Annotated in this window: 23 protein-coding genes; 3 read left to right on the top strand and 20 right to left on the bottom strand. The window is 58.5% G+C overall.

What is annotated here, in order from left to right; all coding sequences use genetic code 11:
• The first annotated feature begins 214 nt into the window (after positions 1 to 214).
• The gene (locus K1Y02_08020) at positions 215 to 1,144 is read left to right on the top strand and encodes a protein phosphatase 2C domain-containing protein (GenBank protein MBX7256295.1); all 930 of its coding nucleotides are present in this window, start codon (positions 215 to 217) and stop codon (positions 1,142 to 1,144) included.
• On the opposite strand, the gene K1Y02_08015 is transcribed toward K1Y02_08020, so the two are convergent.
• From K1Y02_08015 to K1Y02_07990, 6 genes are all read right to left on the bottom strand, one after another.
• On the bottom strand, positions 1,067 to 1,873 hold the full coding sequence (locus K1Y02_08015; GenBank protein MBX7256294.1) for a UDP-2,3-diacylglucosamine diphosphatase: 807 nt from the start codon (positions 1,871 to 1,873) through the stop codon (positions 1,067 to 1,069). The genes K1Y02_08020 and K1Y02_08015 overlap by 78 nt on opposite strands.
• The gene (lepB, locus tag K1Y02_08010) at positions 1,870 to 2,538 is read right to left on the bottom strand and encodes a signal peptidase I (protein ID MBX7256293.1); all 669 of its coding nucleotides are present in this window, start codon (positions 2,536 to 2,538) and stop codon (positions 1,870 to 1,872) included. Before lepB (K1Y02_08010) ends, K1Y02_08015 begins: the two co-directional genes overlap by 4 nt.
• A 254-nt stretch (positions 2,539 to 2,792) precedes the next feature.
• Complete coding sequence (gene lepB, locus K1Y02_08005; GenBank protein MBX7256292.1) at positions 2,793 to 3,470, bottom strand: signal peptidase I; 678 nt, start codon at positions 3,468 to 3,470, stop codon at positions 2,793 to 2,795.
• 14 nt (positions 3,471 to 3,484) lie between these two features.
• Complete coding sequence (locus K1Y02_08000; protein MBX7256291.1) at positions 3,485 to 4,111, bottom strand: PHP domain-containing protein; 627 nt, start codon at positions 4,109 to 4,111, stop codon at positions 3,485 to 3,487.
• A gap of 29 nt (positions 4,112 to 4,140) precedes the next feature.
• The gene (locus K1Y02_07995; protein MBX7256290.1) at positions 4,141 to 5,253 is read right to left on the bottom strand and encodes a hypothetical protein; all 1,113 of its coding nucleotides are present in this window, start codon (positions 5,251 to 5,253) and stop codon (positions 4,141 to 4,143) included.
• 2 nt (positions 5,254 to 5,255) lie between these two features.
• Positions 5,256 to 5,840 (bottom strand): hypothetical protein, encoded by a 585-nt coding sequence (locus K1Y02_07990; protein MBX7256289.1) that lies wholly within the window; start codon positions 5,838 to 5,840, stop codon positions 5,256 to 5,258.
• A 418-nt stretch (positions 5,841 to 6,258) separates the two neighbouring features.
• Here K1Y02_07990 and K1Y02_07985 point away from each other — a divergent pair, with 418 nt between their 5' ends.
• Positions 6,259 to 7,323 carry a Gfo/Idh/MocA family oxidoreductase gene (locus K1Y02_07985; GenBank protein MBX7256288.1) on the top strand — a complete coding sequence of 355 codons (1,065 nt, stop codon included), beginning with the start codon at positions 6,259 to 6,261 and terminating at the stop codon, positions 7,321 to 7,323.
• A 124-nt stretch (positions 7,324 to 7,447) separates the two neighbouring features.
• The gene (locus K1Y02_07980) at positions 7,448 to 8,416 is read left to right on the top strand and encodes a 2-oxo acid dehydrogenase subunit E2 (protein MBX7256287.1); all 969 of its coding nucleotides are present in this window, start codon (positions 7,448 to 7,450) and stop codon (positions 8,414 to 8,416) included.
• Positions 8,417 to 8,513: 97 nt separating this feature from the next.
• Here the strand turns inward: K1Y02_07980 and K1Y02_07975 are convergent, their stop codons facing one another.
• The 14 genes from K1Y02_07975 to aspS all read right to left on the bottom strand — a co-directional run bounded on the left by K1Y02_07975 (position 8,514) and on the right by aspS (position 24,025).
• Entirely contained in the window at positions 8,514 to 9,506 is a 993-nt protein-coding gene (locus tag K1Y02_07975; protein MBX7256286.1) for a lysophospholipid acyltransferase family protein, read from the bottom strand.
• Positions 9,507 to 9,512: 6 nt separating this feature from the next.
• Positions 9,513 to 10,880 carry an MBL fold metallo-hydrolase gene (locus K1Y02_07970; GenBank protein MBX7256285.1) on the bottom strand — a complete coding sequence of 456 codons (1,368 nt, stop codon included), beginning with the start codon at positions 10,878 to 10,880 and terminating at the stop codon, positions 9,513 to 9,515.
• Between the two features lie 172 nt (positions 10,881 to 11,052).
• The gene (locus K1Y02_07965) at positions 11,053 to 11,535 is read right to left on the bottom strand and encodes a PTS sugar transporter subunit IIA (protein ID MBX7256284.1); all 483 of its coding nucleotides are present in this window, start codon (positions 11,533 to 11,535) and stop codon (positions 11,053 to 11,055) included.
• Entirely contained in the window at positions 11,535 to 12,200 is a 666-nt protein-coding gene (locus K1Y02_07960) for a V-type ATP synthase subunit D (protein MBX7256283.1), read from the bottom strand. Before K1Y02_07960 ends, K1Y02_07965 begins: the two co-directional genes overlap by 1 nt.
• A 64-nt stretch (positions 12,201 to 12,264) precedes the next feature.
• Complete coding sequence (locus K1Y02_07955; protein MBX7256282.1) at positions 12,265 to 13,653, bottom strand: V-type ATP synthase subunit B; 1,389 nt, start codon at positions 13,651 to 13,653, stop codon at positions 12,265 to 12,267.
• 45 nt (positions 13,654 to 13,698) lie between these two features.
• Entirely contained in the window at positions 13,699 to 15,489 is a 1,791-nt protein-coding gene (locus tag K1Y02_07950; GenBank protein MBX7256281.1) for a V-type ATP synthase subunit A, read from the bottom strand.
• A gap of 4 nt (positions 15,490 to 15,493) precedes the next feature.
• Complete coding sequence (locus tag K1Y02_07945) at positions 15,494 to 15,814, bottom strand: hypothetical protein (GenBank protein MBX7256280.1); 321 nt, start codon at positions 15,812 to 15,814, stop codon at positions 15,494 to 15,496.
• Entirely contained in the window at positions 15,807 to 16,868 is a 1,062-nt protein-coding gene (locus K1Y02_07940; GenBank protein MBX7256279.1) for a V-type ATPase subunit, read from the bottom strand. Before K1Y02_07940 ends, K1Y02_07945 begins: the two co-directional genes overlap by 8 nt.
• Positions 16,868 to 17,461 carry a hypothetical protein gene (locus tag K1Y02_07935; protein MBX7256278.1) on the bottom strand — a complete coding sequence of 198 codons (594 nt, stop codon included), beginning with the start codon at positions 17,459 to 17,461 and terminating at the stop codon, positions 16,868 to 16,870. Before K1Y02_07935 ends, K1Y02_07940 begins: the two co-directional genes overlap by 1 nt.
• An 11-nt stretch (positions 17,462 to 17,472) precedes the next feature.
• Positions 17,473 to 17,796 (bottom strand): F0F1 ATP synthase subunit C, encoded by a 324-nt coding sequence (locus K1Y02_07930; GenBank protein MBX7256277.1) that lies wholly within the window; start codon positions 17,794 to 17,796, stop codon positions 17,473 to 17,475.
• Between the two features lie 62 nt (positions 17,797 to 17,858).
• Positions 17,859 to 19,778, bottom strand: a complete 1,920-nt coding sequence (locus K1Y02_07925; protein ID MBX7256276.1) for a hypothetical protein — start codon at positions 19,776 to 19,778, stop codon at positions 17,859 to 17,861.
• On the bottom strand, positions 19,775 to 20,137 hold the full coding sequence (locus K1Y02_07920) for a hypothetical protein (protein MBX7256275.1): 363 nt from the start codon (positions 20,135 to 20,137) through the stop codon (positions 19,775 to 19,777). The genes K1Y02_07925 and K1Y02_07920 overlap by 4 nt, the downstream gene beginning before the upstream one ends.
• Positions 20,138 to 21,233: 1,096 nt before the next feature.
• On the bottom strand, positions 21,234 to 22,163 hold the full coding sequence (locus tag K1Y02_07915) for a prolyl oligopeptidase family serine peptidase (protein ID MBX7256274.1): 930 nt from the start codon (positions 22,161 to 22,163) through the stop codon (positions 21,234 to 21,236).
• Between the two features lie 86 nt (positions 22,164 to 22,249).
• Complete coding sequence (aspS, locus tag K1Y02_07910; GenBank protein ID MBX7256273.1) at positions 22,250 to 24,025, bottom strand: aspartate--tRNA ligase; 1,776 nt, start codon at positions 24,023 to 24,025, stop codon at positions 22,250 to 22,252.
• Between the last annotated feature and the right edge of the window lie 7 nt (positions 24,026 to 24,032).

The following is a 24,032-nucleotide window of genomic DNA, read 5'->3' as shown; positions in this document are numbered from 1 at the left end:
CCGTTTAGGCCAATTTCGTATCAACCGTGTTTCCGCGGCGGTCAGTTTCAAGCGAGCGCCCACAAAAGAGTACCGGTCTTCCTAAGCCAGCGCATCCGTCCTTCTCCCCTCGTCTGTGCAGGATTCGCCGCTTGGGTGCATTAGCATGCTGTATGGGGGTTGCCACACACCGGGCCGCTTTGGTATCGTTCGCTCGTAGGTCGCGGGGACATCCATGCGAATTGACATAGCAGCCCAGACGGATATCGGAAAGCGTAAGCGCAACAACGAAGACTTCTACGGCGTGTTTCGCGAAGACACGCCGGGGTTACAGTTGTTTCGAGACGGGGCGCTCCTGTGCGTCGCCGACGGACTCGGCGGTCATGAGGGTGGTGAGATCGCCAGCAAGCTCGCCGTGTCCGTTATCAAGGACATCCTGAAGGAGGTTCCTCCCGCTCCGGCCGCAGACGCGGAAGAAGACCAGGGATTGCTCCCCGTCATTCGCGAAGGCATTCGCAGGGCAAACGAGACCATTTTCCGCACCAATCAGGATCTCATCACATCAGGGCGGCCCATGGGCACAACCCTGATTGCCGCAGTGGTCACGCCTAGAAAAGTCTACATTGGCACTGTCGGCGATTCCCGGTGCTATCACCTGCGTGACGGCGAAATCATCGCCAAGACTGAAGACCATTCCTGGGTCGACGAACAGGTGAAGCAGGGGCTCATGACCAAGGCCGAAGCGGAGTCCGACATGCGGCGCCATGTGGTCACTCGAAGCATAGGCACGCACCCCGCAGTCGATATCGACACGTATATTTGGCACGTCGTGCCTGGCGATACCCTGCTTGTGTGCACCGACGGTCTTATCAACATGGCGAAGGATTCTGAAATCCTCAACGTCTTCGCCAACGGGAGCGCCCCGGCGGATATCGCGCACCGCTTGATAGATCTTGCCAACGACAATGGCGGCCGCGACAACATCACGGTGATTGTCGCTGATATATCTCCCAGCTTATTGACCGTGATCCGCCGCAGGTTGCTCGCCTTCTCCAAGAAGCGCGGAGCGAATCTGTTCTGGTTCTTCCTAGTGCTGCTCTACGGCGTGTTGTGTTTCACGGGCGGCGCGTGGTGGGCCAAGGGAACCTTCCCCTTCTTCAAATGAACGAATCGAAAACCGTTCGCCATCCCACTCCACGTAGGAGCGGTGGAAGAGCCAATCCCCTGTGTTGATGTAGAGTCCCGCGCCTGAGGGTGTTGGGTGTTCTTCCATGACGGGATAGTGCGAGTGCCCGCACATCACGACGTCCGCATCGCCCTTGGCAAGCGTCGCCTTCGCGTAGGCTTGCAGCGGTCTGACCTGCGATCCCTGGCTGACGTCGTCCGCCTTGAACATGTGCCGGCTGCCGCGCGCCACTGCCTGTGCCAGCGCCATGGCCCAATCGGGATGCAGCAGACTGAACAGCCACACCACCGGCCGCGCCCTCGCGATCCATTTATAGACGCGGTAACCCCGGTCCTTGGGATCGATTCCATCTCCGTGCACCAATTGAACGCGATGCGGACCCAGTTGAAGGGTTAGCGGACTGGTGTGAATAGAGAACTTGAGATGGTTCCTTAGGAAGCGGCCCGCCCAGAAATCGTGATTGCCACAGCAGAAGTACAGTTCGACGCCCGCATCCGCAAGATCGGCAAACGCGCGGAGAACATCGAAGTATCCCGAGAAGATGACGTGCTCATACTCGAACCAGAAGTCGAACAAATCGCCCACAACCACCACACGTTCGGTGCACGCGGGATCAATACGGCGAAGAAACCGCGCAAACTGCGCCATTCGTTCCCTACCGTCCTCAGCGACATTGAGGTGAACGTCGGAGAAGAAGATCGTGTTCACTTGAGCACGCCGAACTTACTCAGCGGCCAGAACCGCAGGATGGCTTTGCCGATCACTTCTTGATCGTCGACGGGACCGAAGCTGCGACTGTCTTTGCTCGGGCAGCGATTGTCGCCAAGCACGTAGTATTCGCCGGCGCGCAAGTTGGTTTCGTCACGGTCTGTTGCGAGGAATCGTTCGTGAACTTCAGACGGAAGATAGTCTTCTTCGACAAGCCGGTTATTGACGAAAAGCTGTTGTGTCTTGATGGCCACGGAGACCTGCTCGCCGGAAGACTCACCCTTTACTCCTGCGATGACGGTGTTGCTTGCGTCGAGTTTGGGGCCTTTCGCGACCACGCGCTTCACATAGCGCGCGTCGGCATCGTATTTACTCTTGAAAACTACGATATCGCCGGGCTTGAGTGCCTCGATTCCATCGAACCAACCGCTGTGACTCAAAACATGAGGAAGCTTAAGCACGAGGATGCTCTCACCGTTCGTCAACGTTGGTTCCATCGAAGCGCCCTGAACCTCGTAGCTATCGATTACAAAGGTCCTAAGCACAAAGAACAACAACAGGAAACCGGCGACTGTCTTGACGAACGCCACGGCCTCTCGCTTGGCTTCCGAAGAAGCGGGCAGATGGGGAGCGGAAGCTTCGGGCAGAGGGTTAGTGGGAGTCACTCTGGAAATCGTCCTATTTCACACGTATTGGTTTGCGCTGGACTGCCAACATCAAAAGCGGCATAGGGCGCAAATTGGTACCTGTGCGGAGTACCATATCATATTCCACCTGAAAACGCCTCTCGGGCGTGGGATTTGGAGGCACCGAGCCCGAGTCGGGACCGAAATGGAACCGCATGCCCGTGGGTAAGTACTTGAAAATAGCCGAACCGGACTTTGCGCTGGCGCTCAGTTTTTCCGGTTCACATCACGGACTAATTCAGGAGGCCGAACTTGCTGAGAGGCCAAAAACGCAGGATCGCTTTGCCGATGACGCGCCGGTCGTCTATTGGCCCGAAGTTACGGCTATCTTTGCTGATTCTTCGGTTATCGCCAAGAACGTAATATTCGCCAGCGCGTAACTTCACCTCGTCGCGTTCGGTCGACTGAAACGGTTCGCCGATTTCTCTGGGCAGGTAGGTTTCATCCACACGCCGGTTGTTGACAAACAACTGACCTGTCTTGATTTGGACGGGCACAGTCTCGCCAGGGCTGTCCCCTTCCTTGCTTGCGATGACCGTGTTGCCGACGTCGTATTTCGGGCCTTCGGCTACTACACGTTTCACATACCGCTTGTGCGCCTCATCGGTGCTGTCGAACACGACGATATCACCGGGCTTGATCGCATCGATTCCGCTGAACCAACTCTTCTGACTCAACCAATGCGGAAACTTCAAGACGAGGATTCGTTCTTGATTGATGAGCGTAGGTTCCATGGAAGGCCCTTGCACTTCATAGCCTTCAATCACATAGCTCTTGAGAAGAAAAAAGAGAAGCAAAAACCACGCGACCGTCTTGACGAATTCGACGACCTCGCGTTTCACTTCCTGAGATGCCGTCTGTTGCGGCTGAACCGGAGCAGCAGCCCCGTCCCTAGGGTCGCTTGCACTCACGCTGATTCCATCCTTTATGCGGACACGCGATGTTCCGCCACTCGAAATCTACCATGCGTCAACGCAGTACGCAAATCCGTTATGTCCCGTATAACCATATCAAATTCGGTCGCAAAACGCCCGACATCCTGGATGGTGTGTGCGTCGCTGCACGCAACTTGTCTCGCTCCAATGGCTTCCGCCAATTTCACCGCCATCCGTTGCTCATGCGGTTGCAGGTTTACGCTACGCACCTCAAGTGCCGCCAACTGCAATTGGGCGATACCCGTGTCGAAACCAAGTCCGGCCCGCGTCGGATGCGCCGCGATGCACACGCCACCCAGTTCGGTTGCCAGCGCTACGGCCTGCTCCGGTGGCCAGCACGGCTCGAACCGGCTTACCTCCTGGGCATCCACGCCATAAATGAGCAGATCTCCCTTGCGGGACGTGTACTCGAATCCCGCCAGCAACAGAAATCCCGGATGGCTGGATGCTTTTCGCAGTTCTTCCAACTCGTCCAAGCTCCATTGTACATGATGCTCGGTGATTACGGCCCCATCCAAGCCGGCATTTACGGCCTGGTCGATTAGCCGTTCGGGCGGAATGACGCTGCAACGGGAATAGCGGCTCGTGTGGAGGTGCAGGTCTATGAGCAGCGCCAAGAGCGTGTTTCTCCAATTTCACCAAGGAGTTAGGACAGAGTCGGTTTCCCATCCGGACCGGCCAGCAGACCCAGCGTCCGCGGTACCGGGGAATCGCCGCGGTACCGGGGAACAACAATCTCTTTGGGGCCGATAAGCTGCCGGGACACAAACAACACGGACGGCGGGTGCACAAAAGCTAACTCTTTTATGTACTGCCACCATTCCCCGGACGGAATACTGCGGCCCAGGAGCATCGCGGGAATTGTACTCGGGTCGTCACCCAGAAGTTCCGCAATCTCATCTGCAAGACTCGCACCCCGTCCCGCTTCAGACTTCGCCTGAGAAATGCGCTTGTCGAATTCGGTCATTTTCTTACAGGCTTCGCGATAGCGATGAACGAAGTCCGGCCAGTTTGGGTCGCGGTAGCGAACAAGCTGCTCCAGGAACGCCAGCCGTGTGTTGAGCGGCCGGCCTTCCAGCCTGGCGGCCGCCCTGCTGTCGCCCAGCAAGTATGTCAGCGCAGTCCGGACAAACGACTCGGGTTCCTGCAACGCGACGCAGTCTTCGGGTTTCTCCGGATAAACTCCGTGGAGCATCAGCGCATGCGTTTGGAAGTTCAATACCATTGGCAGGGGTTCGGGGAAAGCCGCGTAGTTGTACTCGAGCCCGGTTGCGACGACGTAGCCGGACACGGCCTTGTCGATCTTGCCTGCTTCAAGAGACTCGTCTGCCTGGACAAAGAACTCTTCTTGGAGCTTCGGCCGGACACGCAACATCTCGTAGCATTGCGCGGCGCTGGTGTACTTTCCCGTGCGGACGGCATTGTCGCCCAGCGCGAGAATCAACTCCCACGGCATCTGCGCGGGCCGGTTAGCCTTGAGTTCGCTCAGGATATGACTCCAGATCTTGTCCTGCTTGACGAGCGCAAGCACGTCCCTGAACGCGCGCGTTCCTTCCGTGTCCGCATCCGGAAGAAGATAGGCGTACTTCTCGGACTCGAACCGCTCACTCGATTCCTCGCGCGCGGGCGAGAATGGCAGGAACAGCAGGCGAAAGTTCACGATATCGCCGTCGTAAACGGCCTTTGCCAAGGCCTTCGCCAGCTTTTCGTAGTCAACCACCTTATGAGCGGTTACGGCTTTCTTACGAAACAGTCCCACGATTAGCGCACCTCCCCTGCCAAGACCGATTTAACGAACTTACCGCGCTCCGTCCAATCGACATGGGGCGGTGTCACCTCTGTAAAGGGTAGACGCTCCAGAATCTGGTGGTATAGCACATGGCGGTAATGCCTCAAGATTCGAGAGGCGTGGCGTTCGTGGTTGGAGTCCCACTGACTCGCCTCCACGCATTCCTTGTCGCGGCCCGCCGCGAGCATCAATTCTTCGACGTACTTGGCGAGGAAATCGCGGATCTTCGTGTCATACTCTTTCCGGAGGTCTTCCGCATTCGGAGCTTTCTCGGCGACGGCGCCCGCCCACCGATCCTCCAACGCCATGAGATCGTTTCGCGCGCTCCAATACTCATCGCGCACGTCGTTTTCGCGCAATACGCACAACGCGGCATTTAGCTTCGCCATTTCGAGAAGATAACGAGCGCGTTTCTCTTCCGTAATCTCCACGCCGCCGATCTCGAACAACAGGTCCTTCATCTTGCGCTTGTAGTTCTTGCGCACCTCGCCCGGCTTCGCGTCTTCCGGCAATTCGAGGACCTCGAAGTAGTTCACATAACCAGGTTTGTCTGCCATCTAACTATCACCTCTGGAATTCCGTCAAGCTCGTCATTGTAGCGGCTGCCGAGGGTTGGGGGCAATTTTCGACGGCGCGTTGCATAGGGAAAGGTGCTTGCCGGGGAGTCGCGCGCTTTAGCTCGTGCCGAATTGACTGCCCATATCATTCGCGTTCGTCACATAGAAGTCTTATCATGGGTCATCCGTTTCGGGGGGATGGTCCGGATTTCTCACGAACACACTGGAGACTCTTTCGTAGCAGTTGCATTTGCGAAACTTGCGGCGAATAAGGAGGCAACTCTCTGTAAACAGAGTGTGTTCGTGAGAAATCCTCATGGCATAACCTCGAGGTATTGCACGTAGGCAATTTACGCCGGCGCCCAAATGCGCCGGAGCAAATTGCGGGATAAGCTCTTCAAGAGGGGAGTGCGCAACCGTGGCACGCAAACTTCGATTTGTCGTCGTCGGACTCGGCATGGGAATTCACCACTGCCGCGCTATGCTCAACACAAAGAACGCGGAACTCGCGGGCGTGTGCGACCACGATCCCGAACGCCTTCAGGAGGCCGTAAGGGAATTCGACGTGAAGCCCTATCCGCGTTGGCGCGACGTCTTGCGCGACTCGACGATCGACGCCGTAAGTATCGTTACGGAAAGCGGTACTCACGCCGATTTCGGCATCGAAGCCGCGAACGCGGGTAAGCACATACTCATGGAAAAACCCGTCGACGTGACCCCGCAACGCATTTCCAAGCTTGAGCGCGCCGCGGCCCGCACAGGCATCAAATGCGGATGCATCTTTCAGGCGCGCATGGACCCCTGTAACGCCCAACTGCGCAAGGCTGTTCTCGCGGGAAAGATGGGGACGGTTATCGGGGTGCACGCTCAGCTTCCCTGGCTGCGGCTTGACAGCTACTTTGCGGGCGTACATGGCGTCTGGCGCGGCACGTGGCGTTGGGATGGCGGAGGCAGCCTCATGAACCAGGGCATTCACACACTTGACCTCATGTGCTGGTTTGCCGGGCCCGTTCAGAGCGTCGCCGGGTTCTACAAGGTGCACAATCATGCCATCGAAGCCGAGGACCAGACGGTGGCGATACTCCAATTCGAAAGGGGCGCCCTGGGCACTCTGTTTACGACTACCTGCGCCGTGCCCGAGCGCGCCCAGCGCATTTACATGTTTGGCACCAAGGGGAGTTTCATCCGGAATGCGCAACTTCTAGAATCCTATGAAATGGGTACCTCCTCCGAACGCGCGCGCATGATGGCGCGCTTTGGCGGGAAGGCGAAAGCGGACTCTACAGCCAAGGACCCCATGGCGCTCAGCGCGGATGGGCATACCTTACTCATTGAGGATTTGGTCAGGGCCATCCGAACCGGTACGGAGCCTGCCATCCCCTTGTCGAGCGCACGCCATGCCGTGGACGTCGCGGTGGCCGTCTACAAGTCCGGCAAGATTGGCCGGGCGATTGCGGTCGGGGAAGTCCTTAAACGACGCTGACTTATCTGAAACCAGGACGATTGGACTATAGTCCAATGGAAAGGGTGTTTTGCTAGGTTGAGAATTCCCTCTTGCCAAGGAGTATTCGGTAATGGAACGGCTTTCAACGGGTATTGAGTAAGTCATGTTTCGAGATTTCAACATCGCGTTTGCCAAGAAACACATTAAACTGCGTCGCATTCGTCCCCTGACGTTTCAGAGGCAGGGGGTTGCCTACGTACTTTCCAAGTCCGCGCGCCTTATACCTCACGCCGCCGGAAACATCGAAATCGACATCACCCCCGTTGTGGAATATGGCGAACGCAGAATCAAGGAAATCAAAGCTTCCTCCGGTAAGCTGACCCCGGAACAGCTTACGACCATGGCCTTGCACAAGAACCTTTCCGCGTTCTACCTCAAGACCATTTCCCACGTGATATACCACGTGCCGTGTCTGAACGGGTTCCTTGAATGGACCCCGTTCCGCAACGGCGGCATTTTTTACGAGGCCGAGGACATCAACCTCGGATTCACCGTCCACACGAAACGCGGCGTCATGACCCCCGGCATGCGCAACGCGCACCATAAGGATATTTTCAGCATTGCGAACGAAATGCGCGACCTGACGCGCAAGGCCCGCCGCACCGACATGAACGAGCTTTACCGGCGGTGCGCGCGAAAGTATCTCGGCCTGGCCGCCAGGGAACTCGATCCGTCTTCGTTCAGTATTGGATTCCTCTACTTGAAATCGATGCTGTGGCCCGAACCCATCGATCCCGAGCTTCTGGAAGTCCCCGTCGAACAACGCCTCCAGCCGGAGGAAGTCGTCGGCTTTACGAGCGTCGTCGCCAATATCGGCAGTGCGGTCAAAGGGTGGCAAACGGTGACAGTCGTCCCCCATCCGTCCGTGTTCATGTGGGGCCTTGGTCATACGCGCATATTGCCAAGGTATATCAACGGGCAACTAATGCCTCGGCACTGCATGAATGTGTGCGTGTCCTTCGACCATCGCGCACTCGACGGTGGCGACATCTTCCCCTTCGCCGACTACATGCGCGATTACGTGGACCATCCGGAGAAGATCTTCGAATGGAAGCCCGGCGATCCGATCTAGGATTTGGGTCTGGATTTCGGATTTTGGATCGCTGACAGAAAAAGCATCGTCTATTGGCGGGGGACGGATTGCATCCGGGATTTCAAATTGAGATTCTTCAGACCTGGCTCCCGGTGCTCTCATCAGTGGGACAGCCGGCCTCCGCTGTCGCCGAGGTATCTGCTGCCCCCTTCTTTTCCATCCGCGCGGCCCACTCCTGCTCCAATCTGGGTCGTTTCTTCCAGCGGCGGTGCAACCACAACCACTGCTCCGGGTGCGCACGAATCGCTTGCTCAACCAGGTCTTGGCACTGCTGGGAAATCGCCGCGAAGTCGACCTTCTTTTCGTCGAAGGAAGTCAATTCGATTGGCGGGGATAGGTTTAACGTGTACGTTCCCGAAGTATCGCGCACGAAAGTCAATCTGACTATCGGCACTTTTGCTCGCGCCGCAACCAATGCAGGCGCAATCGTGGCCCAACACGGCTGCCCGAAAAACGTCACGGGGACTGCGCTGTCTCTCGGAGCTTGGTCGATCAACACGCCGACCACCCAACCTTCTTTCAACAAGCGGATCAGTTCTTTTCCTGCGCGAGTCTTCGGCACTGTGCGTACGCCGCGCGATTCGCGCACCTTTACCACATATCGGTTCATGCGCGGATCGTCCAAGGGGCGAACAATTTCCGCCATCCTGAAGCCCAGACACGAGAGCACGGACGCCATCCACTCCCAGTTGCCCAGGTGTGCGCCAATGATGAGGGCGCCCTGGTTACGCGGGAGATGCTCCAGTCCTTCTATCCGCACCCACTCCGCTATCGTTTCATTCGACAAATCCTGTATGCGCGAGAACTCCGCACCGACGATTCCCACGTTTTCCGCGGCCGCCAATGCAATGCGCCGCTTCTCTTTTTTCGACAGCGTGTCGCCGTATGCCAATGTGAGGTTTTCCATCGTCACCTTGCGCACGCGCGGCACCAGCACATAGGCCATTCGGCCCGCCAATCGGCCCAATACTCGGCACGTGGATAGGGGAAGGATGCGGGTGAGGCTGGAAAGCGCGATCCCTGCGGTCGTGAGAAACCACTCTACGACCGCATTGCGACTCCTGGCCATGCCGCCTTAATCCTTCAATTCGATGGGGCGGCCGATGGCGGGTACGTGTTTGCGAAACACGCTGGCCGTGTTTTCGTGCATCCAGGAAATTGCATCGGCATCGCCATGCACGAAGATGATGTTCTTCGGCGTGACATGATCCACCAGCTTGCACAGATCCTCTCGCGTCGCGTGGGCGCTGAAACTGAAACTCTGCCTGTTCTCGAGGCGCACGGGCACTTGAGGCCCTTTCAACTCAAAGGTAAGCCGGTCGCCTTTTTCCGCGCGCAGCAATTTGTAACCTAGCGTATCGGGGTCCAAGTACCCCACGAAGAAGATCCCGTGGTGTGTGTGCGCCGCCATTTCCATTGCAATCAGGCTTGAGGGCGTGTTTTCGATCATCATGCCCGACGTTGCCACGATGATGCCCGGACTATCCAGCAACTGACGCCGCACGTCCCGTTCCCAGACGTCGCCGATGCGCCGGTACTCGCACAACGGCCGCAGCGTCTTGTCGGGCCGCAGGTAGTGCGAATACTTGTTGTAGACTTCGTATACGGCTCGTCCGAGTCCCGATGCGTAGACCGGCGCGTCGGGCACCATTCCGGACTCCTGCAAGCGCGAGATGATGTTGAGCAATTCCTGGGTGCGCCCCAGCGCGAACGACGGCACCAATACAGAACCGCCACGTTCCAGGACTTTTCGAATTTCCTCTCCGAACCGTTCAACTTCGGCTTCGAACGAAATCGTATGCCCGTTCTCATGCGTCCCGCGCGTGCTCTCGATAATCAACGTATCCACGGTGATGGATTCGTCGAGCAGCGTCAGTCCGCCCATGAGTTCCTGGTGCGACATGCACACGTCGCCGGTATAGAAGAGCGTGTGACCCGCCGCATTCAACAAGATGCACGCGCCACCCAGTACGTGACCGGAGTGGTGCAAGCTTGCTCGAAACGGACTGCTTGGACCCAGTTCGAATTCCTGTTCGTAGGCCAGCCCGTAGGAGCGCCGAATCGCGTAGTCAACGTCTGCGTGTCCGTAAAGCGGATACTCCGAAATCCCCCGCTCGATTGCCATGGTCGTCATCACCGACACGCTGTTGTGCAGCATGCGATCCATGATGTTGACCGTCGGTTGGGTCGCATAGCAGAAAGCGGACGGATGCTCTTTGAGAAGGTAGGGCACTGCACCGCAGTGATCGATATGGGCATGCGATACGATGACCGCTTCGGGGGACTTCCGCAGAATGCCAAACTCCGGCAATGCCTCCAAGCCTTCCTTCTTGGGATGCATGCCGCAATCAAGCAAAATCGTTTGATTGTCCACCGCAATCGCGTAGCTGTTCGCGCCGATCTCCGAACCGCCGCCGATCGCCGTAAATGTCACCGTACTCAAGATATGCTCCAATGAATTCGCGGGCAATTAGTGTAGATACTAACACGGCTCGGATCAAGGAAAGATTGAAGATTCGAATCCCAACGGGAGACGCGGGCGCTCACCGTCTGTAAGCGGGATCGGCCCCCATTGGATCGGAAGTGGCACAGCGGTTCAGACCGCCAACGCCAACTCACATGCTGGGCACGCCGCCCTTGCTCTCTTCCCAACGAATGACCCGCAGCACCGAATCGGTGTCGGGCGCAGCGCGCAACTGCTCGCGCAACTTCGCGTTCTGGAAAAGGTGGGCAATCCCCCCCAATGTCGCCACCTGCCCCTGGTAGTTGCGCCGAGGCGTGATCAACAGCACCACGATACGCGCACTCACCCCATCCAGACTGTTGAACGGGATGCCCTCGGGCGATATCCCCAGCGCGGCAATCGTGTCTTCAATGCGGTCTGACGCGCCGTGCGGAATCGCGACGCCGTGCTCCATGCCCGTGCTCGCTTGATCCTCGCGCTCGGTGATCACTTCAAGGATGTGACTCCGCATCGAGAAGGGAATCTCGTGCGCGTCAATCAAGACGTCCACCAATTCCTCGATGGCTTCCTGCTTGGTGCTCGCTTGCAGGTGCAACTTGACGACGTCTTCGTGAAGCAATTCGCCCAGGCGCATTATACGGACACTCCCGCCTCTTCTTCCGCCGCCTTCATATCAGCCATCTTTTTCTTGATGCGCTTCAACCGGAACGTATCCTCGCGTTCGCGTTCATCCAACACGCGCGCAATCATGCGCATTTCTTCGCGCAGCTTCGGCAACAGGTATTCGGTCAGGGCGTTGATACGACGGCTCACCGTGCGCACTTCTTCGCCGATAATTTGCAGGTTCTGCTCTTTAGGAGCGCACACCAACAGGTGTTCCAGCATCTTTTCGCACGATTCCGAAGCTTCGACGATCAGCGACGAGGTGTCCAGAAGGCCCAGGCCTCTTTCCTGGGGCGTACGCACGACGTTGGTCTGGTCGATGCCGCCCAAACGCAGGCCCCACACCTTTTCCGTCTTGACGCTCAACTGAACGGCGCGCCGTCCCGCATAGCCCGCGCTATAGACTTCCGGGGTGCCGCGCACGGCGCGCGCCATCGCTACCGCGGCGACTGCGGCGCGTCCGCGGGTATGTAGCTGCTTGCGCAACGCTCGCAACTCGCGCGCCCGCGCAATCAGCTCCTTGAGCAGCGCCTCGCGCTTGCCCTCAAGCAACGCCACGCCGCCCGCTGCCAGCTTGATCTGGGCTTTACGCGCCAGCAAGTTCATTCGGGTTGGGGATACGTTGTCAAGGCCCATGGGATTCCGTATTCCTTTTTACCGGCAACTGACCGATATCCGTTAACTCAATTGTACCGCGAAATCAGGCGGACGCTTCCGCGTTCTTCGGATAATACATTTCGATGAACTCGCGGGACACGCGCGTGAGTTCTTCTTTCGGAAGATATCCAAGCAGTTCCCAGCCCAGTCCAAGCGTCTCTTCGATCGTGCGCCGCGTTTCCCGCTGGCCGATCATGCGCGCTTCGAACTGGTTCGCGAACCGCAGATACTTCTTATCCATTTCGCTCAACGCGTCTTCACCGACGATGGCCATCAGCTTGCGCACGTCGCAACCCTGCGCGTAGCACGAATAGAGCTGGTTCGCGAGCGCGCGGTGATCCTTGCGCGTGCGGCCTTCGCCGATACCGTTGTTCATCAATCGCGACAGGCACGGCAGCAAGTCGACCGGCGGGAACACACCCTGGCGGTGCAGTCCGCGCGACAACACGATCTGCCCTTCGGTGATGTACCCCGTCAAGTCGGGAATCGGGTGCGTCATGTCGTCGTCCGGCATGGTCAGCATCGGTACTTGCGTCACCGAGCCTTTTTTCCCGCGGATACGCCCAGCGCGCTCGTAGATCGTCGACAAGTCGGTGTACATGTAACCGGGATAACCGCGGCGGCCGGGGATTTCTTCACGTGCGCTCGAAATCTGGCGCAACGCTTCGCAGTAGCTGGTCATGTCCGTCAGCACGACCAACACCTGGTAGTCATGCTCGAAGGCCAGGTACTCCGCAACGGTCAGTGCGCAACGCGGCGTGAAGATACGTTCGATGGCCGGGTCGCTCGCCTTGTTGATGAACGACACCACGCGGGAGCCTTGTCCGCCTTCCTGGAACGACCGGAGGAAGTAACCCACTTCGCGCTCGGTCAACCCCATCGCGCCGAACACCACCACGAACTCTTCGCTGTCGCCCTTCGTCGACGACTGCTGCACGATCATGTTCGCGACTTCGTTTGCGGGCAGACCGGCGCCGAAAAAGATCGGCAGCTTCTGGCCGCGCACGAGCGTATTGAACCCGTCGATGGTCGAGATGCCCGTTTCGATGAAATCGTTTGGTTTATCACGCGACACGGGATTGATAGCCGTACCGGTAATATCCAGTTCCTTGTCCGCGATCACCGGGGGCAGACCGTCGATGGGATCGCCCGTTCCGTTGAACGAACGCCCAATCATGTCTTTTGCCACACCAACGCGCGCGGATTCCTTCTTCAAGGACACCGAGACGCCTTTGATGTCGAGGCCCTGCGTTCCCTGCAGCACCTGCACGACCGCATGCTTCTTGCTGGCTTCCAGCACCTGGCCCTGGCGAGACGAACCGTCTTCCATGACCAAGTCGAGGATGGCGCCGGTCGGGAAACGGTCGCCGTTGCCCAGGAACACCAGCGGTCCCGAAATGTAATTGAGATCCCAAAACTCCTTGTGGAGCATATTGGGGTTGGCTGCAGGACTCTTCGTCGTCGTTTCCATGCCTCGTTATCCTTTTCTGGAGGTAAGATCGGCGAGGGCGTGCCTCATCTCTTCCAATACGACTTTCTGGCGCGCCATTACTTTGGCATTGGGCTCTTCGCGCAACCGCGCGATAGCTTCGCGCGACGGCAGTTCCAACACGCGATTCAGCGTCACGCCCTGTTCTATGACGTGCTTGGCGGCTTCCGCAAATTCGATCAACGCTTCCATCAGCGCGCCGGCCTTCTCAAGTGAGCAATGCGCATCGTCGTCCGAGAACGCGTTTTGCTGCAGGAACACTTCGCGGATCATACGCGCCACTTCCAGAATCAGGCGTTCCTGATCCTGAAGCGCGTCCGGTCCAACCAACTGCACCACTTCCTGCAATTCGCCGTCGCGCTGCAACAGCGTCTGAATCCCTTGGCGCAGTTTCATCCAGTTCTTCGGCGCATTGGCCTCGAACCACGGATCGAGTTCTTTGAAATACAGCGTATAGCTTCGATTCCAGTTCACCGACGGATAGTGACGGCGGTAGGCCAACGACGCGTCCAGCGACCAGAGGGCGCCAGCCACGCGCTGCGACGTTTGCGTCACAGGTTCCGACATGTCACCGCCGGGAGGCGACACCGCGCCCACGATCGTCAGCGAACCGTGCCGCGGGTGATCCCCACCCGAATCGGAGCTCAGGCACGTCACGCGGCCGGTGCGTTCGTAGAACTCGGAAATACGCGCCGCGAGGTACGTCGGATACCCTTCTTCGCCGGGCATTTCTTCAAGACGCGACGAGATTTCGCGCAACGCCTCGGCCCAGCGCGAGGTACTGTCGGCCATGAGGGCCACGTCATAGCCCTGGTCGCGGTAGTATTCGGCCAGCGTGATTCCTGTGTAGACCGACGCGTCGCGCGCGGCCACGGGCATGTTCGACGTATTCACGACCAGCACGGTGCGATTCATCAGCGAGTCGCCCGTTTTCGGATCCTTCAAGTGCGGGAATTCGTCGAGCACGTCGGCCATCTCGTTACCGCGCTCGCCGCAACCCACGTAGATGATGATGTCGGCGTTGCAGTACTTGGAGAGCGTCTGTTCCACAACGGTCTTACCCGTTCCGAACCCGCCCGGCACAATCGCCGAACCGCCCAGTGCGATCGGGAACAGCGTGTCAAGCACGCGTTGACCGGTCAGGAACGGGCGGTCGCACGGTTCCTTCTTGAACACGGGGCGCGGACGCTTCACCGGCCAGTAGTGCATCATCGTCAGCTTTGTGCCGTCATCCAGCGTCGCAATCGTCTCTTCGACGGTGTATTCACCCTTCCCGACGATGTCGGCAATCGTACCTGATTTTCCGGGAGGTACGAGCACTTTGTGTTCGATGGTGCTCGTCTCCGGGACTGTGCCCAGGATATCTCCGGCCACAACCTTTTGACCGACGCTCACTTTGGGTGTGAACTGCCACTTCTTGGTGCGGTTCAGCGCCACCGCGGTCAACCCGCGGTCGATGAAATTGCCGGATTGTTCTTGCAGGGTAATCAAAGGACGTTGAATACCGTCGAACGTCGAGCCCAGCAGTCCCGGTCCCAATTCAACAGACAGGGGCCGCCCCGTAGGCACGACGGGTTCGCCCAGGTACATCCCTTGGGTGTCCTCGAAGACCTGCGCGAAGATCGTGTCTTTGTCGATTCGAATGACCTCTCCCATGAGGCCCATCTTGCCGACGCGCAAAATCTCGCCCATGGCCACTCCGAGCATTCCGCTCGCCGATACCATCGGCCCCGAAATACGCGTTAGCGACCCAACCTGCTTTTGTTCCGTTGCGGGCATGTCGTCACTCCAGTCTGATTTCGTAGCCTATCGCCGGTTTCAACACGGCGTTCAAATAGGCGTCCACATCCGATTCTTCTTCTTCAAACCCGGGACAATAGACAACAAGCGGGCCGCCTTTGCGGCGTTTCATCCGCTCGATGAACCATTCTGAAAACTGGTTCCGGAAATCTTCCTGAACCACCACCACGCTGACATCGCTCTCCAGGAGCCCGCCCAGCGTTTCTTCCACATCTTGCACGTCCTGCACGGTCTGCACGGGCAATCCCGCAAGCGTCAGCTTCAGGGCCAGCGCGCCGTTCGCCAGCGCCGCTACACTAGGCATAGACAACCTCCTCACGGATTCGGCCACGCGGCAGCTTGCTCGCTTCGCCGCGCGCTATCAGCCGGAGGTTCACGACCTCGTTGTACTTCAGCCACGTGTAGTGCATCAGCACCGCAATGCTCATCACGTGTACCCGCGACTCGCGTTTCAGGTGGCGAATAATCAACGAATCGAACAACCGTTCCAGCGGCGAATACCGCATCGTCTGCACGAACATGAAGAAGCGGTCGGCCATCTCTTTGTAGGCCGTTCCGCTCAGGAGTTCCGCTGCGTGCTGCGCGTCGCGGGCCGTCGCCATGTTCTGCAACGTGCTCGCGTGCAACAATCCGTGCGGCAGCAACCGTTCCGCGAGCGCATCCGCTCCAAGACTCGGGTCTTTAAGCTGGAAGATCGTCCGCATGTTGATCCGGTCGATCTCCATTTGCAGCGCGGTGCGCAGAATCTTCGCGTCGTCGTCTTCCGCCGCGCGCAACGTCTTCACGCTCGTTACGAAATACTCGCGATCCAACCGTTCTTCAAGAGGGGTCACCTCGTTCGCCGCCTGATACGCCGGAAGCGCCTCTTCAAGAACGCCGCACAAGGACGGCTTCCACGAAGCCAACGCTCCAATCAAGGATTCCATGGAGTCGTGAGCCAGAAACGACTTCTGGACTGCCACGGTCATGCTCGGTCCGGGCATGAGCCCCATCGAGGCCGTCGCTTCGTCCAGGTTGTGACGTCGCGCGCGCAGCAGCGATTTCACCGCAATCAAGTCCCATCGAAGCAGGAAGATCTGCGTCAGCTCGCGCAAGTAACCCTGCGTCAGGCCGTACAGCGTGTTAAACGTCGCCACGAGATTGCGGGTGACGGCGTCTTCCACGGCGTCGGCCCCGTGATACCGGGTCAGCGCCTCCGCCATTTCCTGTTGATACGGTCCCGACAGCAGCGCATCCGCTACGCGGCCCGCATCGCCCAAGTCGAGCAAATTCTCGAACTCGGCGCGCGGCAGCAACCGGCTCCGCATCCCGCAAATGCGGGAGTTCATGTAGGGCGCGAGCGCGTCCGTGTTTTCCATCAGTGCCCCACCTTTTCGCCAAACAACGTTTCGAGACAGATTCGCCGCGCCTCATTTTGGACCTTGGCGAACCGCGCCGAGAGCGAGTTGGTGATTCGATACGTATGCTCCGCGTCTTGATACGCGACACCGTCGGCAAGGTATGGGTCGGGCTGTACGCTCAAACCGCTCAAACCCTGCTTTTGGATCCACGCCTGGCAAACCTCTACGTGCGCCGATGGCGCCAGGATAATGCCGGTCTTTGGCGCGTACGCGACCAATTCGGCCAGCATCCCTTCCAGAATACCGGGGAAGCGCTCGCTCTTCGCCAAGCGCTCCAACTCGACGCCCGCGGAAACCAATACTTCATCGGCCACGGCATGTTCCATGGTCATGGTCTCGTTTTCCGCGGCCCGCATCGCCAATTCCAGCGCGCGTTTCGCCAGACGTTCCGCTTCCGCGTGCGCCTGCTCCAACGCTTTTGTGCGACGGCTCTCCGCTTTCGCTTTCGCGTCCGCGATAATGGCGTCCGCCTTCTGCCGCGCTTCGGCGAGTTTATCCTCGCACTGCTGCGCGGTCAGGCGCGCCATGGTATCCATCAAGGCTTGCTGCATGGGATGAAACGCTAGATTCGCATCAGGAGCATAATCGCGATAACGAACCCGAACACGACGATCGTTTCGGGAATCGCGAACAGAAGCAGCACGTTACCGAACAGCTCGGGCTTTTCCGTAATCGCGCCCGTACCGCCTGCGCCTACCGACGCCTGCGCACGGCCCGTTCCGAGACCTGCGCCGGCAATTGCGATGCCCGCGCCAACGGCAAGACCCAGAGCGCGCAAACCGTAGCCCACGCTACCGGCCTGGCGATCTTTTTCGATCGCTGTCGTGCCTTCCGCGCCGCCTTCTTGCGCGTGCGCCGGGATAAACAATGGCCCAACGGCCAACATCAGAACCGCGATGGCCAACCCGGCCAGTGCGACTCTCACTCCGCTCCTATGCTTCAGAACCGTCACCATAGTGCCTCCTTCTTGAACGGTTGGTAACTTCTTCCTTCGGGACGATAAAACTTTGGCAGGAACTCAACATAATTCAGACGCAACGAGTGGATCGTTGGGCTAAACATGCTCAAACCGATATTGAACGTATGAATCAGCAGGGCCAGCGGAATCCCGATGATCAGCCCCACTCCGTGGGCGGTCTGATTGGCAAGGTCCGCGATTAGTACACCGGCCAGTCCGAGCGCCATAAGACGGCAGTAGGAAAGGACGTTGCCCAGAAGGGATACCACTTCCAAGGCGAGAACCGGGGCCATGGCGCCGGATGCCCATACCAGCAGCCCCAAGAAGATGACGACAAGCGCGACCGCAACGATCGTGAAGGGGAAGGCCGTGAACGGCGCCACTTTGAAGAACTGCATCGCGAATATGCCAATGGCAATCAGGCCGAGCAGCAACCCAAGCTTTTCTGCGGCGTGCTTCGCATGGTGATGGCTGAAGTCGGCCCAAATTCCGAGGACAAGCGCGAGGGGAATGTGAATTGCCCCAAACGCTATCGCGCAGAGCATCAACGTCGTCACATCATGTCCGCGATGGAAAAAGACCGGCAAGTGAAGCAACTTGTGTCCAAGGTCGCCGAAGTATTCGCCGAACACCACACCAAACACGGCGGATGACGCGGCCATCCAATACGCCACGGTGCCGATGTTGCTTAGGATATCGATATGGCCGAACTTGCGCTTCATGAAAAGACCGAACAACGCAACGACAGCAGCGTATCCAACATCGCCAAGAATGAACCCGTAGAAAATCACAAACGAGATTGCCACAAGCCCGGTCGGGTCGATGGTGCCGTATGTAGGCGGCTTGAAGATCATCAGCAACGTCTCGAACGGCTTGAGCAATTGATGATTCCGCAGGAATGTCGGAATCTCGTGCACGTCGATCTTGTCTATCGGGAGGTGGCTGACTAGCACCTGGCCCGGGAACTTGTTCTCGATGCGGGCGGTGAGAGTGCCGACCATGTCGCTCGGCGCCCAGCCGTGGATTACCCCGACCATCGCGCTTTGCGCGAAACTGCCCATCGATGTCAATTGCGATAGTTCATCCGAGATCTTCGCTTCGTACGCGAGCAACTCGGCCCCTATTTCTTTCGAGTAATTGAAGAGCCGGCCTTCCAACTCCTGGCCGCTCGATTTGTGCTTCGCGATCGCCAGATCGAGCTTCTGAATCACTTCCTGGATCGACGCCCCGCGGAGATCCTTCTCGGGGAGTTCCACGGGCGGAATCAACTCTTCCTTGAAGATGCGCGCCACAATTTCGTTGCGCGATGCCGGGTACGTCAACACGCCCGCCACGACGTTCCGCGAAACCTTGTGGCTGAACAAGCGGCTATCCGCGCCAATCTCGCCCTTGCGGCGTTCTTCCAGCCGCTCCAACCCTCGGGCCACGTCGCCCTTCAGGACGAACGCGCGGGCGTCTTTGCCCAACACCACGGGGCGGCCACCCAACAACGGGGCTATCGATTCAAGGGTCTTCTTGAAACTGGAAAGGACTTCCAGATTGTCTTGCACGTTCAAACGACGCCGGGTCAATGCGCGCAGTTCGCGCACCCAGCCCCGCGCCATTTCTTCTAACTCTTGGTCTGTCTTTGACTTAAGGCTGTTTCCTGCCGCCGTCACGTACTGAGGAAGCGGCTTTGCCGACAGCAGCGGGATCACCTCGTTGAGGGTCCGATGCTGGGTCTCGAGGGCGTCCGCCTTCTGCTGCTGGGACGGCTCCAAAGCGACGCGCTTCAGGAATCCGGGAGCGGCGTCCTGCGCAAGGGGGACTTCTTCGACGTGCAATAGGCCCTGATCCTGCAGGAATCCAACCACTCCGGGCATGGCTTCGCGCATGCACACAATCTCAAGGCGTTCCATTTTGGCGATCATCGGGTATGGTCCCCAGCTCGTTGTCCGGTGGGTGGTAATACGAGCGCAACGACGCTGCGAACCGCTATGCGCGCTTTCGCTTCCGCGTCCTTCCGCATGCGCTCAAGTTTTTCTTGCGCTTGTTTGATCCGCTGAAGGCGCTGAGCCTCGCGTTGCGTCTCCGCATCGCGCTGGATCCGGGTGACTTCCGCGGATAGCGAGGTAGCCGATTCCTCGGCGATTCGAGCCGCCTCAATCCGTGCCGCTTTTAGAATGGCTTCCGCCTGGCCATCCGCTTCATCTTGCTTGGCCAGAAGAAACTGCTCGTGTTGCGCTATCGCCGACAAGGCGGAACTAACGCTTGCCCCTGTCTTTTCCACGGTTCTCCGCAAAAGGTTGCCTGTCTATGGTGTCAGCCAAGGGTGGCGAACCCACGCAGCGTTTTGACCAAAAGAAGTACTTCCCCAGGCTTGCATCCCTACATGCCCGGCTTAGAATCGGGAGTTTGGCAAATCCGTGGTGCGTATGTCAAGTCCAGGCATATCCCAAGTGCCTGTGAGTGCTTCCGCAACTTCCGCATTCACGAGGTTTACGACGAATCCGATACAGCGGTATCAGTTCTTACCTTCCGTTAGGTCGCTTGCCATCGGACGCCGCGACGTGTAGTCCGCAATTTGCACTGGCGCGATTGAGCGCCGACGCAAATTGCTCACGTGCAAAACGTTGAGGTTATGTCATGAGGATTTCTCGCGAACACACTCTGCTTTGGGAGAACCGCTTTGTTTTTCACCACAAGTCTCGCGGACGCGCGGGTTGCGGGAGATGTTCGTGAGAAATCGGGCGTAGCACGATTCCGCTCCCATATAAGTGTGAAGTGCGCGAAGTTACCGCAGCCGCAACGATAAGGGGTTCTCAAGAAGACACCATGACGTGCGAGAAGGATATGTGCACAGCGCCGGCGGAATCACACGGTTGCACAGAAGGGTTGCGTGCGTTTATAAAGGAACTGGAATTAATGTGGAGCCCGACTCCGCGCACAAGACAAAGGGCAGGGGGCCTGGACCTGTTTATCCCTCGAATTTGTCACCGGTGCGAGCCGGGCTCCACAAAGTCTTCATGCGACTGGGGCGCGCATACTGCACCCTTCTGTATCAGACTTCCGCGATACTTGGCGCCCTCCTTCGGCACGAAGGATTTGCGCGCCCCGCATCGTCGCATGCTTATCCCGGAATTCTCACGAACTCATCTTGCACGTGGGCAATTTGTGTCGGCACTCAATCGCGCCGACACAAATTGCAGTCTATCGGTCAACAGAGGAAACCCGTAACCGACCTCTGTGCTCGGTTCGTACTTCCTACGGCTATCTAACAAGGCCCTGATGCCCGCAACCTCCACATCAACACCTTGCCTACACTACAACGCCGCAATGCCCGCCGTTACACACGCGATGCGGCATCTGTTCGCCGCGAAATAGTCTCAGTGCAAATCTTTCCTGGCATGCGCCGCCAGCCACTCGCACGCAGCGCCCGGCAAATCTTCATGGCCGCCATCGAAGATCGTCAGTCGTGCGCACCCCGCGCAGCGCCGCAAGTGGATTGCGCGTCCGTACGACGCGTCTTCCACACCATCGATCGATTCGCCGCGCCTCAAAGCAGCCAACGCGTCGTCTGCTACGATCTCCGCGCCCACATTCGATGCGAGCGTGTTGAACGCCCACACACTGTGCTGAATCCCGACACCCTTCGGTTGACCGTCGTGTATGCCGTGATTGATGTCCAGCGGCACATCCGCCGCGCCCGCCAGGTGATACACCGGTGAGCGATAGCGCAGCGCTTCATCCACTTTGCGCGATTCCCCGGGCATGCCACCCACAATGCGTCGAATATGACGATGGATCTTCGCCCCGCGCGCCGCGCTTTCGCGATAGAACTCCGCCAGGTCCGAAATCGGACACCACGCCGATGCTGCCGCCCACAGATGAGGCGTTTCCGCTGCCATCACCAGCGTCATGTGTCCGCCGCCCGACACGCCGCCCAGGTAGATGCGCGCCGCATCTACGTGCGTCGCCTTCTGCGCATACGCGACGGCATCCAACACATCCTGCCGCGCATACCGCGAGGCGCACGCCTTCGCATGACGGTTCGGACCTCGGAAATGCGGCGCGATGAAATGCCAGAGTCGTCGCGCAGCCTCGGCTTGCCATGGCCGTGAATCGAAATCGTATCCGTGTCGCCACGGATGCAAGTACACCAGCAGCGGCCGCGGCTCGGTCGATGCGGCGGGGATGAACAAGCAAGGTTGCCGCGCTCTATCCAGCGAACTGCGTACGACCACTTTCCAGCGAGCCGCATCCGGCATCACCGAATGCCGCCGCTTGAGTCCCAATGCCTGAAGTAGCCGTTTCATGCGAGACCTCGCAACATGCCGCTCATGCAGCAATGAAGACGCCCGCCGTGGAAGGCGGGCGCTACAAGAAGATGCAAATATGGGTATTACTTCTGGGGCGGCTGTTTAATCTGCAGCGACAGTTCGTTGAGCTGTTTCTGCGTCACTTGGTTTGGCGCGCCCATCAGCAGATCCTGCGCCTTTTGGTTCAGCGGGAACGCGATCACTTCGCGGATGTTTGGTTCGTCGGCCAGCAACATCACGATGCGGTCAAATCCGGGCGCGATGCCTCCGTGAGGAGGTGCCCCGTAGTGGAAAGCCTTCCACAAGGCGGGGAACTTCGATTTCACCACGTCCTCCGGATAGCCGGCGATTTGGAACGCCTTCATCATCACCTCGGGCCGATGGTTACGAATAGCGCCCGACGACAACTCGATCCCGTTGCACACCACATCGTACTGATAGGCCAGGATGTCCAGCGGGTCCTTCGTCTCCAGCGCTTCCAGCCCGCCCTGCGGCATTGAGAATGGGTTGTGCGAGAAATCGATCTTCTTTTCTTCCTCGTTCCACTCGAACATCGGGAAGTCGACGATCCAGCAGAATGCCGCGAGATTCTTGTCGATCAAACCAAGCTGGTTCGCGAGATATACGCGAACCTTGCCCAGCAGCGCATTCGTCACGTCGCGCGCGCCGGCGCCGAAGAACAACGCGTCACCTTCTTGCGCACCGGTCCGCTCGATCAATGCGGCGCGCTCGGATTCGCTCAGGAACTTGACGATCGGACCTTTCATCTCGCCGTCGCGCAATGCGATCCACGCAAGCCCCTTCGCGCCTTCGCCCTTCGCAAACGCTTCGGCGTCGTCGAAGAACTTGCGCGGTTGCGACGCCACGCCCTTCGCGTTGATCACCTTCACCGCGCCGCCGTCTTTCACCGCGGCGCTGAATACTTTCAATTCGCACGCGCCGAACAGGTCCGTCGCGTCGATCATTTCCATTCCAAACCGCAGATCCGGCTTGTCGCAACCGTACTTCTCCATCGAATCGCGATAGGCGATGCGCGGGAACGGGTTCGCGAGAATGCGCTTGTTCGATAGCTCGCCGAAGATACGCCCCAACAGCATTTCGATCTCTTTGAAAAGATCGTCCTGCGTAATGAAGCTCATTTCGATATCGATCTGGTAGAACTCGCCGGGACTCCGGTCCGCGCGCGAATCTTCATCGCGGAAACACGGGGCAATCTGGAAGTATTTGTCGAAGCCCGAGATCATCAGCAATTGCTTGAACTGTTGCGGCGCCTGCGGTAACGCGTAGAACTGCCCGGGATACACGCGGCTTGGCACCAAGTAGTCGCGCGCGCCTTCCGGCGACGAACTGGTCAGGATCGGCGTGTGGTATTCCGTAAAACCGCGCTCCGTGAGGTGCGCGCGCACCAACTGCGCCGTCTTCGAGCGCAAGAGGATGTTCGCGTGCAACCGCTCGCGCCGCAGATCGAGGAAACGGTACGACAGCCGCGTCTCTTCCGGATACTCCAACTCTTGATTGACCGGGAACGGCGTCGGTTCCGCCAGAGACTCCACGTGGAATCCCGAAGCAACCACTTCGATCGCGCCCGTCGCAAGGTTTGAATTCACGGTCTCCGGCGTGCGCGCCACCACGGTGCCCGTTACGATGATCACGCTCTCCTGACGCACCTGCTCCGCGTCCGCAAAAAATCCCTGCTCGGGATTCACCACAACTTGCGTCAATCCGTAATGATCGCGCAAATCGATGAATATCACGCCGCCATGGTCGCGTTTCCGGTGAACCCAACCCGCGAGCCGGACTTCTTTACCTACGTCGGACGGACGTAGCTCTCCACACGTCTGAGTACGAAAGGGGTGCATTGCTGTG

It is taken from the genome of Candidatus Hydrogenedentota bacterium (genome assembly GCA_019695095.1).
Classification (GTDB): domain Bacteria; phylum Hydrogenedentota; class Hydrogenedentia; order Hydrogenedentales; family SLHB01; genus JAIBAQ01.
Note: the sequence above shows the minus strand (reverse complement) of the source record. Positions and strands in the feature narration are given on the sequence as shown.